This is a genomic window from Enterobacter sp. 03-F-07-AD-ECC (assembly GCF_047530935.1).
GTDB classification, from domain to species: Bacteria; Pseudomonadota; Gammaproteobacteria; order Enterobacterales; family Enterobacteriaceae; genus Enterobacter; species Enterobacter cloacae.
Window position 1 is genome coordinate 45559 of sequence record NZ_JBLKBZ010000010.1, and the last position, 11681, is coordinate 57239.

Sequence of the window (11681 nt, forward strand, 5' to 3'; positions counted from 1 at the left end):
ACCTACGCCAGATGACGCAACCGCTCGGTGCGTAATCTGGCGGGATCGACACAGCTCAGCGCGTGGGTCGGACAGGCTTCCACACAGGCCGGTCCGTCCGCGCGGTGTGCGCATAAATCGCATTTCAGCGCCTGAAGCGTATCTCCTGCCCACTGCACCTGCATCGCCCCAAACGGGCACGCCACCATACAGCGTTTACACCCAATACACCGCGCCTGCTCAACCTGCCAGGCTCCCTCGCCACGGCGAATCGCCTGCGTTGGGCAGACATTCGCGCAAGGGGCATCTTCACACTGATGGCAACCCACCGCCGTGGTGAAAGCGTCTCCTTTGACTACCCGAATGCGGGGCGTAAAGGCGCCTGTTGAGATGGCGTCCTGATGCGACACGACACACGCCACTTCGCAGGTGCGACAGCCGATGCATTTTGCCGAATCCGCCATGATGAACCGGTTCATCTGTTATCCCTCGCGCACGTTAAAACCCAGCTCTCTGGAGATCGCGTCCGCCGTTTCACGCAGAGGTGTAAGCAGATTTTTTTCGCCAATCTGCTTCATGCGGGAGGTCGACAGCGAAATTGAGATCGCATACGGCACGCGGCCATGAATATCAAACACCGGCACCGCGATACAGGAGACCCCCAACTCGTTCTCTTCTTTATCCATCGCCATGCTGTGCTCGCGGATTTCCGCCAGCTCATCATACATCGCGCTCAGTTCAGTGATGGTGTTGCGGGTCAGCGGCTGAATCTGATCCTGGTGGCTTTCCCAGTAGCTAGCCACATAGTCCTGGTGACCGAATGCCATGTAGATCTTGCCCATTGCCGAGCAGTAAAGCGGCATATGCTGGCCGATATAGGCGCGCGTGCGCAGCATACCGGTGGTCGGCTCAAGCTTATAAATCAGGATCGCGTGATCGTCTTCGCGGCTGGAGAAGTTCACCGTCTCGCCGGTGGCGATATTCAGCGACTCAAGATGCGGAGCAGCCACGTGGATGATATTCAGCGACGACAGCGCCTTTTGCCCGACGGCGATAAATTTGGTGGTCAGACGATAGCTGCCCGCCGCCGGTGCCGGGGTGACGTACCCGCACGACTGCAATCCCTGCAGTAACCGGTGCACGGTGCTTTTATTCAGCCCGGCCAGTTCCGATAAATGGGCCAGAGGACAACCGTTCGGATAGTTACTGAGGATCTCAATCAGCATCAGACCGCGAAACAAGCTCTGGCTACCTGCTGGCCTCTCTTTTTCTTGCGTCATGTCGCTCTCTTTCATGCTCATCCCATGGCTCCTTTTTATCGCGCCCTGATGGTAGCGCAAAGTGTGGTTCAGTTCACGATCTCAACAGAAAAAACACAACCAGTTGATTTTAATCGATTTTGAAAATCATGAATGTCGTTGATCTGGCAAAATTTGATCGCTATATTTGAAATCAGATTTCGCATAGTGAAATTTAGCGATAAAAAAGCACTCGCACTTGCCCCTACGAAGAACAGGAGAACAGGGATGAAAGTGACATTCGAAGAGTTGAAAGCAGCGTTCAATCGGGTTCTGCTCGATCGCGGTGTAAAAGCAGAAACGGCGGATGCCTGCGCGGAGATGTTTGCCCGCACCACGGAATCTGGCGTCTATTCCCACGGCGTGAACCGCTTCCCGCGTTTTATTCAGCAACTGGACGCGGGCGACATCATTCCTGATGCCCAGCCAAAACGGGTGACCACATTAGGGGCCATCGAACAGTGGGATGCCCAACGCGCCATCGGTAACCTGACGGCGAAAAAAATGATGGATCGCGCCACCGAACTGGCCTCCGATCACGGTATCGGTCTGGTTGCGCTGCGTAACGCTAACCACTGGATGCGCGGAGGGAGCTATGGCTGGCAAGCCGCAGAGAAGGGCTACATCGGGATCTGCTGGACCAACTCCATTGCGGTGATGCCCGCGTGGGGGTCAAAAGAATGTTGCATCGGCACCAACCCGCTGATCGTGGCGATCCCCTCCTCCCCAATCACCATGGTCGATATGTCGATGTCGATGTTCTCCTACGGCATGCTGGAAGTGAACCGACTGGCCGGACGCACGTTACCGGTCGACGGCGGATTCGACGACGAGGGCAATCTGACCAAAGAGCCTGGCGTGATTGAGAAAAATCGCCGTATTCTGCCGATGGGCTACTGGAAAGGTTCCGGCTTATCGATTGTGCTCGACATGATCGCCACCCTGCTCTCTAACGGCTCCTCCGTGGCGAAAGTTACCCAGGACAACAGCGACGAGTATGGCGTGTCGCAGATCTTTATCGCCATCGAGGTCGACCGCCTGATCGACGGCCCAACCCGCGATGCCAAACTGCAGCGTATTATGGACTTCATCACCACCGCCGAGCGGGCAGACGAAAACGTCGCTGTCCGTCTGCCGGGGCATGAATTTACGCGACTGCTTGAAGAGAACCGCCGCAACGGCATCACCATTGACGACAGCGTGTGGGCGAAAATCCAGGCGCTGTAAGGAGTGGGCCATGATATTCGGACATATTTCACAGCCAAATCCGTGTCGCCTGCCGCGGGCGATTGAAAAAGCGTTAGATTTTCTGCGTACCACGGATTTCAGCATGCTAAAACCGGGTGTCGTTGAAATTGAGGGGCGCAACCTCTTTGCCCAGATCCTCGACCTGACCACCAAAGAGCCGCATGAGAATCGCCCCGAAGTGCATCGCCGCTATCTTGATATTCAATTTCTGGCGTGGGGTGAAGAAAAAATCGGTATTGCTATCGATACCGGCAATAACAACATCAGCGAATCATTACTGGAACAACGGGATATTATTTTTTATCACAACAGTGAAAATGAATCGTTCATTGAAATGGTACCTGGCAGTTATGCCATATTTTTCCCGCAGGATGTACACCGTCCTGCCTGTATTAAAAACAAGGAAACTGCAATTCGCAAAATTGTGGTGAAAGTGGCAATCAGCGAATTAGATTAATTTTCTGATATACCCTAAATAATTCGAGTTGCAGGAAGGCGGCAAGAGAGTGAATCTCCAGGAGCTTACATAAGTAAGTGACTGGGGTGAACGAGCGCAGCCAACGCACATGCAACTTGAAGTATGACGGGTATAAATACAGGAACGCGAAATGACCAACACCGGTTTTATTATTGGTGCGTACCCCTGCGCACCCTCGTTTCACCAGAAAGGGGAACAAGAAGAACAAACCTTCTGGCGGGAACTTTCTGACACGCCACACATTCGCGGGCTGGAACAACCCTGCCTTGAACATCTCCATCCTTATGGGGATGAATGGCTGTTCCGCCATACGCCTGGAGACTGGCAAATCGTCGTCACGGCAGTGATGGAAACCATGCGTCGCCGTGGCACAAACGGTGCGTTTGGCCTGGCCTCCGCCGATGAAGATCAGCGTAAAGCGTGCGTGGAATATTACCGCCATCTGCAGCAGAAGATTGCTGCGGTTAACGCCCGTTTTCCCGGGAAAGTTATTGCCCTGGAGATGCAGGCCGCACCGCAGGCGGGCAATGCTTCAGTCGAGCAGGCTATCGAGGCGTTCGCCCGTTCCATTCGTGAAATCGCGGGCTGGGACTGGTCCTGCGATCTGGTGCTTGAGCACTGCGATGCCATGACCGGTCCCGCACCGCGTAAGGGATTTTTACCCTTAGAGCAGGTGCTGGAGGTGATAAAAGAGACAGATATCAGCATCTGTATTAACTGGGCGCGCTCAGCCATTGAAGGGCGCAACACCACGCTTCCGGTTGAGCACGTTCAGACCGCCCTTCAGGCCGGAAAACTGGCCGCGCTAATGTTCTCCGGCACCACCATCCGCGGAGAGTACGGTGAATGGCAGGATCTGCACGCACCGTTTTCATCGTACTGTGCCGACAGTTTGCTGACCACTGAACATGCAAAAGCACTCTTTACTGCGGCGAGCGCCGCAACATTGAAATTTTCCGGTATTAAATTACTGGAAATAAATGCTAATGCTGATATCAGCCATCGCATCGCTATTTTGCACGACGGCATTAGCCAAATGAAAAAAGCAACGCAATAACAATAAAAAAATCTTATTCCGGTTACCTACACTGAGATATTAAATATGAATACGTCTACTCAAGCTCTACATGCGGACATTCCGCGCCAGCGCTGGCTAAGAATTATTCCCCCGATTCTTATCGCCTGCATTATTTCTTATATGGACCGTGTGAATATTGCTTTTGCCATGCCCGGCGGTATGGATGAAGAGTTAGGTATTTCTGCCACCATGGCAGGCCTGGCGGGTGGGATCTTCTTTATTGGCTATCTGTTTTTGCAGGTGCCTGGCGGCAAGATTGCCGTTCATGGTAGCGGGAAGAAATTTATCGGCTGGTCGCTGGTCGCCTGGGCGGTGATTTCGGTCCTGACCGGGCTCGTCACCAGCCAGTATCAACTGCTGGTGCTGCGTTTCTTACTCGGGGTAGCAGAAGGCGGGATGCTGCCGGTTGTGCTGACGATGATCAGTAACTGGTTCCCTGACGCTGAACGCGGTCGTGCCAATGCGATTGTAATTATGTTCGTCCCCATTGCCGGGATCATCACCGCGCCCCTGTCGGGCTGGATTATTACCGCACTCGACTGGCGCTGGCTGTTCATCATTGAAGGGCTGATGTCCATCGTTGTGCTGGTGCTGTGGGCCTTCACGGTGTACGACCGCCCGCAGGAAGCACGCTGGATTTCTGAAGCGGAAAAAAATTATCTGGTCAAAACCCTGGCCGCAGAACAGCAGGCCATTGCCGGTAAAGAGGTGAAAAACGCCTCGCTGAGCGCGGTGCTGTCCGACAAAACCATGTGGCAGCTGATTGCCCTGAACTTCTTCTACCAGACCGGCATTTACGGTTACACCCTCTGGCTACCCACCATTCTCAAAGAGCTCACGCACACCAGCATCGGCCAGGTAGGCGTGCTCGCGATCCTGCCTTATATCGGGGCCATTGCGGGTATGTTCCTCTTCTCTTCGCTCTCTGACCGTACCGGTAAGCGCAAACTGTTTGTCTCCCTGCCGCTGATTGGTTTTGCGCTCTGCATGTTCCTCTCCGTGGCGCTGAAAGAGCATACCTGGCTGGCCTACGCCGCACTGGTGGGGTGTGGGTTCTTCCTGCAGTCGGCGGCGGGCGTGTTCTGGACCATTCCGGCACGCCTGTTCAGCGCGGAGATGGCAGGCGGTGCGCGGGGTGTGATTAACGCCCTGGGTAACCTCGGCGGGTTCTGTGGCCCTTATGCGGTCGGCGTGCTGATCACCTTGTACAGCAAAGATGCGGGCGTTTACTGCCTGGCTGTGTCACTGGCACTGGCCTCTCTGCTGGCCCTGCTTCTACCGGCGAAGTGCGATGCTGGTGCGGAGCCTAACCCTACGGTGAATCCGCATAAGCGTGCGGCCTGATGCCCTCACCCCAGCCCTCTCCCACAGGGAGAGGGAGCAAGACGAGAACCCCCGCCCTCTCCCACGGGGAGAGGAAGCAAGACGAGAGAGTCAAAGATGAGTGAAAAAGAACCCTTCTGGCTGGGTATCGATTGTGGCGGTACTTATCTGAAAGCCGGTTTATACACCCGCGAGGGCAAAGAAGTCTGTATTGAACGCCGCACGGTTGCCACGCTCAGCCCGCGAGCAGGCTATGCGGAGCGGGACATGAACCAGCTGTGGCAGCAGTGTCACACCACCGTCGCTCTTCTGCTCAACAACGCCCGGGTTAGCGGCGAGCAGATCAAAGGCGTGGGCATTTCAGCGCAGGGCAAGGGGCTGTTTCTTCTCGATAAACAGGATCGTCCTCTGGGCAATGCGATGCTCTCCTCAGACCGTCGGGCACTGGACATCGTGCAGCGCTGGCAGCAGGACGGTATTCCCGAAAAACTCTATCCGCACACGCGACAGACGCTCTGGACCGGGCATCCGGCCTCACTTCTGCGCTGGGTCAAAGAGAATGAACCACAGCGCTATCAGCAGATTGGCTGCGTGATGATGGCGCACGACTACCTGCGCTGGTGCCTCACCGGCGTAAAAGGCTGCGAAGAGAGCAACATCTCTGAATCCAATCTCTACAACATGAACACCGGCCAGTACGATCCGCAGATCACACGCTGGCTGGGTATCAGTGAAATCGACAACGCTCTGCCGCCCGTTGTCGGTTCAGCAGAAATCTGCGGGGAAATCACCGCTCAGGCTGCCGCACTTACCGGTCTCGCGACGGGAACCCCCGTCGTTGGTGGGCTGTTTGATGTGGTTTCCACCGCGATCTGTGCCGGACTGCACGACGAACATACGCTGAACGCCGTCATGGGCACCTGGGCCGTCACCAGCGGGATTGCCAATGCGCTTCGGGACAACGAACCGCATCCCTATGTCTATGGGCGTTACGTCCACCCGCAGCAGTACATCGTCCACGAAGCCAGCCCCACCTCTTCCGGCAACCTTGAGTGGTTGACCGCCCAGTGGGGAGAAATGTCTTTCAGTGAGATCAACCGCGCCGTGGCCAGCCTGCCGAAAGCCGAAAGCGATCTGTTATTTCTGCCGTTTCTCTATGGCAGCAACGCCGGGCTGGAGATGACGAGCGGTTTCTACGGCATGCAGGCGCTGCATACTCGCGCGCATCTTTTACAGGCAGTTTACGAAGGCGTGGTGTTCAGCCATATGACCCATCTAAACCGCATGCTCGAACGCTTTACCGACGTACAGGCACTGCGCGTCACCGGCGGCCCGACCCACTCTGACGTATGGATGCAGATGCTGGCGGATGTCAGCGGTCTGGCGATTGCGCTCCCGCAGGTGGAAGAGACTGGCTGTTCCGGCGCGGCGCTGGCCGCCCTGGTCGGCACCGGCGTTTATCCCGATTTTTACGCAGCGCAGCACGCGCTCAGACACGACATTCGGGTCATTGAACCCGACATGCACGCCCATGCGGCCTATCAGCGCAAGTATCAGCGCTACCAGTTACTGATTTCAGCACTACAGGGTTATCACGCCCGTGTTAAGGAGCACGACCTATGAGCCGACCATTACTGCAGCTGGCGCTCGACCACACCTCACTTCAGGCTGCCCAGCGCGATGTCGCCAGGCTTTCCGATCACGTCGATATTATCGAAGCGGGCACCATTTTATGTCTGACCGAAGGGCTTAACGCCGTGCGTGCGCTGCGCGAGCAGTGTCCAGGGAAAACCCTCGTGGCGGACTGGAAGGTGGCCGATGCCGGAGAAACGCTGGCAGAGCAGGCGTTTGGCGCAGGTGCGAACTGGATGACCATCATCTGCGCCGCGCCGCTGGCCACGGTTGAAAAAGGCCACGCGGTGGCGCTGCGCTGCGGTGGGGAAATTCAGATGGAGCTGTTTGGCAACTGGACGCTGGACGATGCCCGCGCCTGGCACCGCATCGGCGTGAAGCAGGCTATCTACCACCGGGGACGCGACGCGCAGGCCAGCGGCCAGCAGTGGGGTGAGGCAGATCTCGCCCGAATGAAAGCGCTCTCCGACATTGGTTTGCAGCTGTCCGTCACCGGCGGCATCACCCCGGCCGACCTGCCGCTGTTTAAGCAGATCAACGTCAAAGCCTTTATCGCCGGTCGCGCACTGGCAGACGCTGCCAATCCACCGCAGGTGGCCGAGGCCTTCCATTCGCAAATCCGTGACATCTGGGGAGCGTAATCATGCGTCAGCATCCGTTAGGTATTTACGAAAAAGCGCTGCCGAAATCCCTCACCTGGCCGGAGCGCCTGGTGCTGGCAAAAAGCTGTGGCTTTGATTTTGTTGAAATGTCGGTAGATGAAACGGACGAACGCCTGTCGCGCCTGGCGTGGAGCACCACACAGCGTGCATCGCTGGTGGAAGCGATGCTGGAGACCGGTGTGTCGATCCCCTCCATGTGCCTGTCTGCCCACCGCCGCTTCCCGTTTGGCAGTCGGGATGAAACCGTGCGCGCCCGCGCCCGGGAGATCATGTCCAGCGCCATTAAACTGGCGCGTGATTTGGGTATTCGCACCATCCAGCTGGCCGGGTATGACGTGTATTACGAAGAGCATGATGAAGGCACCCGGCAACGCTTCGCTGAAGGGCTGGCATGGGCAGTCGAGCAGGCCGCCGCCGCGCAGGTGATGGTGGCCGTTGAGATCATGGACACCGCGTTTATGAACTCCATCAGCAAATGGAAAAAGTGGGACGAGATGCTGGCCTCGCCGTGGTTTAGCGTTTACCCGGATGTCGGCAACCTCAGCGCGTGGGGTAACGATGTGGCCGCCGAACTGACGCTGGGCATTGACCGCATCGCGGCAATTCACCTGAAAGATACCCAGCCCGTCACGGCACAAAGCCCAGGACAGTTCCGCGACGTGCCGTTTGGCGAGGGCTGCGTCGATTTCGTTGGCGTGTTTAATACGCTCAATAAGCTGAACTACCGCGGCGCGTTTCTGATTGAAATGTGGACCGAAAAAGCAAAAGAGCCGGTGCTGGAGATTATCCAGGCGCGCCGCTGGATTGAAGCCCGTATGCAGGAAGGAGGCATGACATGTTAGAACAACTCAAAGCCGAGGTGCTGGCAGCCAACCTGGCACTGCCCGCCCACCAGCTGGTGACCTTCACCTGGGGTAACGTCAGCGCGGTGGATCGCGACAGCGGTCTGATGGTGATCAAACCGTCCGGCGTGGAGTATGACGTGATGACGGCGGAGGATATGGTGGTGGTGAATATTGCCACCGGTGAGGTGGTCGAGGGCAGCATGAAACCGTCGTCAGACACGCCTACCCATCTTGCGCTGTACCGTCGCTACCCGGAGATTGGCGGCATCGTCCATACCCATTCCCGCCATGCCACCATCTGGTCTCAGGCAGGTCAGGATCTGCCCGCATGGGGCACGACGCATGCGGACTACTTCTACGGCGCGATCCCCTGCACGCGGCGGATGACCACGGCGGAGATCGCAGGAGACTACGAGTATCAGACCGGTGAAGTGATCATCAAAACCTTTGAAGAGCGCGACATCAGCCCCATGCAGATCCCGGCAGTGCTGGTGCACTCCCACGGACCGTTCGCATGGGGTAAAGATGCCGCCGATGCGGTACACAACGCCGTGGTGCTGGAAGAGTGCGCGTACATGGGCCTGTTTTCGCGCCAGCTTGCGCCGCAGCTTCCGGTTATGCAGCAGGAACTGCTCGACAAACATTATCTGCGCAAGCACGGTGCGCATGCCTATTACGGGCAGTGATCAACCGGAATTAATGTGTTCTTTACAGTACCGCCGTTTCCAGACGGCGGGTGTTAACCCGGTATGCTTCGAAAATATCTGCCGGAAATACCCCACGTCGTTAAAACCGCAGCGGGTGGCCACTTCCGTTAATGACGCTGAGTCATTCAGCAGCATTTTTTCTGCCGCCCTGACGCGCTGGCGATGAATCGCCTCCGTCAGGGTTAAATGAAATGTCCGACGAAACACGCGCCCCAGGTAATCGGCATTACAGTGCAGCGATTTTGCCAGCAGCGAGGTGGAGAGCGGTAAATGAAACTGCGTGCGAATAAGCTGTTTTGCCTTCCAGGCCAGTGCTGCACCGGCCTCATCGGGGCGGTCCTCATACCCTGCTGAGAGGGATATTTGCTGCAAAATCAGTAGCAAAAGCATTTCCAGCGCCACGCTGCGCTGTAATTTTTCCTGCTCGCTGAGGAACTGGCGAAAAAGCGCAATCACCGACGGGACATCCCTCACGCAGCAATGTTGTTCAATGGTCAGCGGAGAAGCCTCCGGCAAAGCAGAAGGCCCAGGTTTCACCTCAAAATGCAGCCAGTAGAATCGCAGATCGGCCGGAAAATCTTCTGTACCCACATGCCGCCGCTTCGGCCAGAGCAATAAACTCTCCCCCGCCTTCACCTCAAAAAGACGGTTCTCCTCCTGGATCGTTAATGTCCCCTTTTCGACGAAAATGATTTCCCACGACGTTAATTTACGCGCCGGGTGGCGACCCACGCCCCGCGAAATAAACAATCCGCCGTTTTGCACTTTAATCGGAAGCGCTATGGATAATTCGAGCATGGATATTCACCATTCCGCTTTTATTGCCGCATTTAATTGACTTATCCATTGATTATTAACAATTAACGTTATAGCTGCCCGATCAAACTCACACTTTCTTCATCAGGTCGGAATCGTCATCTTTTTATACTTTCCCCTCCCCTTGTTGCCCTTTGCGTTCAGTGCAGAATGAATGAGGTACCTTGCACAAATACGATAAAAATCGATTACCGAGGAGTTATCTCATGACTTCCACACCGATTACCGAGTCTGACGTTGCACAACGGGTGAGAGAAGAACGTTTGTCCGTTCGCGAGAAAATTGGCTACGGCCTGGGCGACGCGGGCGGCACAGTAATTACCTGCCTGATAATGAATTTCCTGACCTTTTTCTATACCGATATTTTTGGCCTGACCCCGGCGCTTGTCGGCACGCTGTTTATTGCCCTGCGCGTATTTGACGCGATTTCTGACCCTGTCATGGGCGTGATTGCCGACCGCACCCAAAGCCGATGGGGGCGCTTTCGTCCCTGGCAGCTGTGGGTGGCATTCCCTATTGGCATCATCGGCGTGCTGACCTTCACCGTACCTGAAGCCAGCATGGGCGTGAAGATTGCGTGGGCATTCGGCACCTACCTGCTGCTGTCCGTCGGCTATACCGCCATCAACGTGCCCTACTGCGCGCTGATCAACACCATGACCACCCGCCACAGCGAGGTCATTTCCTGCCAGTCATGGCGCTTTGTGCTGTGCGGCGTTGCGGGATTTTTGGTCTCCGTCGGCCTGCCGTGGCTGGTGGCAGCGCTGGGGCAAGGCAACGCCGCCCGGGGTTATCAGCTGGGCGTTGGCGTCCTGTGCACCCTCGCCGTGGTGATGTTTCTCTGCTGCTTCTTCTGGGTCCGTGAACGCGTCCCACTGGCGCTGATGGGTAAATTCACCCTGCGCGAACACCTGGCAGGGCTGCGCAAAAATGACCAGCTGCTGCTGATGCTGGTGATGTCGTTTTTGCTGATCAACGTCTTCAATATCCGTGGCGGCGGATACATGTACTTCATCACCTATGTGCTTCAGGGCAGTACCGCCTACACCTCGCTGTTTTTCACCATGGTGACCTTCGCAGCGATCCTCGGGGCGGTGATCGTCAGCCCCCTCTCTCGCCGTGTTGATACGGTCAAACTCTACTACTACACCAACCTGGTGCTCGCCGCGATCGCGGCTGGCATGTGGTTCCTGCCCGGCGGCCCGGCGCATCAGACGCTCTGGCTGATCGTAATTCTGAGTAACGGCGTCATCCTGGGCTTTACCCTGCCGCTGCACTTTTCGCTGATGGCTTTTGCCGACGACTACGGCGAGTGGAAGACCGGCGTGCGATCGTCGGGCATGAACTTCGCCTTCAACCTGTTTTTCATCAAGCTGGCGTGGGCCTCCAGCGCCGGGATCATCAGCCTGGTGTTTATCGCCGTCGCCTATCAGCCGGGAGCGGGTAACCAGACGCCCGCCTCGCTGCAGGGCATTACCGCCATGGAGACGCTGCTCCCTGCCCTTTTCCACCTGCTGCTGGCGGTCTCAATCCGCTGGTGCAGACTCAACAATCCGATGATGTCGCGCATTGCCACCGATTTGCGCCAGCGTCATGTACCGTCCTGAGGAGAACG

General features: G+C 56.6%; 12 protein-coding genes. 9 read left to right on the forward strand and 3 right to left on the reverse strand.

Annotated elements, in window-relative coordinates; all coding sequences use genetic code 11:
- Positions 1–2: 2 nt before the first annotated feature.
- On the reverse strand, positions 3–458 hold the full coding sequence (locus ACMWKA_RS15875) for a 4Fe-4S dicluster domain-containing protein (RefSeq protein WP_095907219.1): 456 nt from the start codon (positions 456–458) through the stop codon (positions 3–5).
- 3 nt (positions 459–461) lie between these two features.
- The gene (gene yiaJ, locus ACMWKA_RS15880; protein ID WP_013094955.1) at positions 462–1280 is read right to left on the reverse strand and encodes an IclR family transcriptional regulator YiaJ; all 819 of its coding nucleotides are present in this window, start codon (positions 1278–1280) and stop codon (positions 462–464) included.
- A 225-nt stretch (positions 1281–1505) separates the two neighbouring features.
- Here yiaJ and yiaK point away from each other — a divergent pair, with 225 nt between their 5' ends.
- From yiaK to araD, 8 genes are all read left to right on the forward strand, one after another.
- Positions 1506–2504, forward strand: a complete 999-nt coding sequence (gene yiaK / locus ACMWKA_RS15885; protein ID WP_250020666.1) for a 3-dehydro-L-gulonate 2-dehydrogenase — start codon at positions 1506–1508, stop codon at positions 2502–2504.
- Between the two features lie 10 nt (positions 2505–2514).
- On the forward strand, positions 2515–2982 hold the full coding sequence (locus ACMWKA_RS15890; RefSeq protein ID WP_029881928.1) for a YhcH/YjgK/YiaL family protein: 468 nt from the start codon (positions 2515–2517) through the stop codon (positions 2980–2982).
- A 151-nt stretch (positions 2983–3133) separates the two neighbouring features.
- Positions 3134–4060, forward strand: coding sequence for a DUF4862 family protein (locus ACMWKA_RS15895; RefSeq protein WP_250020668.1), 927 nt, complete (start codon positions 3134–3136; stop codon positions 4058–4060).
- 45 nt (positions 4061–4105) lie between these two features.
- Positions 4106–5425 (forward strand): MFS transporter, encoded by a 1320-nt coding sequence (locus tag ACMWKA_RS15900; protein WP_029881926.1) that lies wholly within the window; start codon positions 4106–4108, stop codon positions 5423–5425.
- 96 nt (positions 5426–5521) lie between these two features.
- Positions 5522–7027, forward strand: coding sequence for an FGGY-family carbohydrate kinase (locus ACMWKA_RS15905; RefSeq protein WP_414760411.1), 1506 nt, complete (start codon positions 5522–5524; stop codon positions 7025–7027).
- Positions 7024–7677 (forward strand): 3-keto-L-gulonate-6-phosphate decarboxylase UlaD, encoded by a 654-nt coding sequence (gene ulaD, locus ACMWKA_RS15910; protein ID WP_062730041.1) that lies wholly within the window; start codon positions 7024–7026, stop codon positions 7675–7677. The genes ACMWKA_RS15905 and ulaD overlap by 4 nt, the downstream gene beginning before the upstream one ends.
- Before the next feature lie 2 nt (positions 7678–7679).
- The gene (locus ACMWKA_RS15915; protein WP_020686527.1) at positions 7680–8540 is read left to right on the forward strand and encodes an L-ribulose-5-phosphate 3-epimerase; all 861 of its coding nucleotides are present in this window, start codon (positions 7680–7682) and stop codon (positions 8538–8540) included.
- Positions 8534–9229 (forward strand): L-ribulose-5-phosphate 4-epimerase, encoded by a 696-nt coding sequence (gene araD / locus ACMWKA_RS15920; protein WP_048972676.1) that lies wholly within the window; start codon positions 8534–8536, stop codon positions 9227–9229. The genes ACMWKA_RS15915 and araD overlap by 7 nt, the downstream gene beginning before the upstream one ends.
- Here araD and ACMWKA_RS15925 read toward each other — a convergent pair whose 3' ends face one another.
- Positions 9230–10048 carry a helix-turn-helix domain-containing protein gene (locus ACMWKA_RS15925; protein WP_020686525.1) on the reverse strand — a complete coding sequence of 273 codons (819 nt, stop codon included), beginning with the start codon at positions 10046–10048 and terminating at the stop codon, positions 9230–9232.
- 224 nt (positions 10049–10272) lie between these two features.
- Here ACMWKA_RS15925 and ACMWKA_RS15930 point away from each other — a divergent pair, with 224 nt between their 5' ends.
- A complete protein-coding gene (locus tag ACMWKA_RS15930; protein WP_038982539.1) occupies positions 10273–11673 on the forward strand; it encodes an MFS transporter in 1401 nt (466 codons plus the stop codon).
- The last annotated feature ends 8 nt before the right edge of the window (positions 11674–11681 follow it).

Coding starts and splice junctions, on each gene's coding strand:
- ACMWKA_RS15875 (WP_095907219.1), bottom strand. CDS start 458: ATGAACCGGTTCATCATGGCGGATTCGGCAAAATGCATCGGCTGTCGC.
- yiaJ (WP_013094955.1), bottom strand. CDS start 1,280: ATGAGCATGAAAGAGAGCGACATGACGCAAGAAAAAGAGAGGCCAGCA.
- yiaK (WP_250020666.1), top strand. CDS start 1,506: ATGAAAGTGACATTCGAAGAGTTGAAAGCAGCGTTCAATCGGGTTCTG.
- ACMWKA_RS15890 (WP_029881928.1), top strand. CDS start 2,515: ATGATATTCGGACATATTTCACAGCCAAATCCGTGTCGCCTGCCGCGG.
- ACMWKA_RS15895 (WP_250020668.1), top strand. CDS start 3,134: ATGACCAACACCGGTTTTATTATTGGTGCGTACCCCTGCGCACCCTCG.
- ACMWKA_RS15900 (WP_029881926.1), top strand. CDS start 4,106: ATGAATACGTCTACTCAAGCTCTACATGCGGACATTCCGCGCCAGCGC.
- ACMWKA_RS15905 (WP_414760411.1), top strand. CDS start 5,522: ATGAGTGAAAAAGAACCCTTCTGGCTGGGTATCGATTGTGGCGGTACT.
- ulaD (WP_062730041.1), top strand. CDS start 7,024: ATGAGCCGACCATTACTGCAGCTGGCGCTCGACCACACCTCACTTCAG.
- ACMWKA_RS15915 (WP_020686527.1), top strand. CDS start 7,680: ATGCGTCAGCATCCGTTAGGTATTTACGAAAAAGCGCTGCCGAAATCC.
- araD (WP_048972676.1), top strand. CDS start 8,534: ATGTTAGAACAACTCAAAGCCGAGGTGCTGGCAGCCAACCTGGCACTG.
- ACMWKA_RS15925 (WP_020686525.1), bottom strand. CDS start 10,048: ATGCTCGAATTATCCATAGCGCTTCCGATTAAAGTGCAAAACGGCGGA.
- ACMWKA_RS15930 (WP_038982539.1), top strand. CDS start 10,273: ATGACTTCCACACCGATTACCGAGTCTGACGTTGCACAACGGGTGAGA.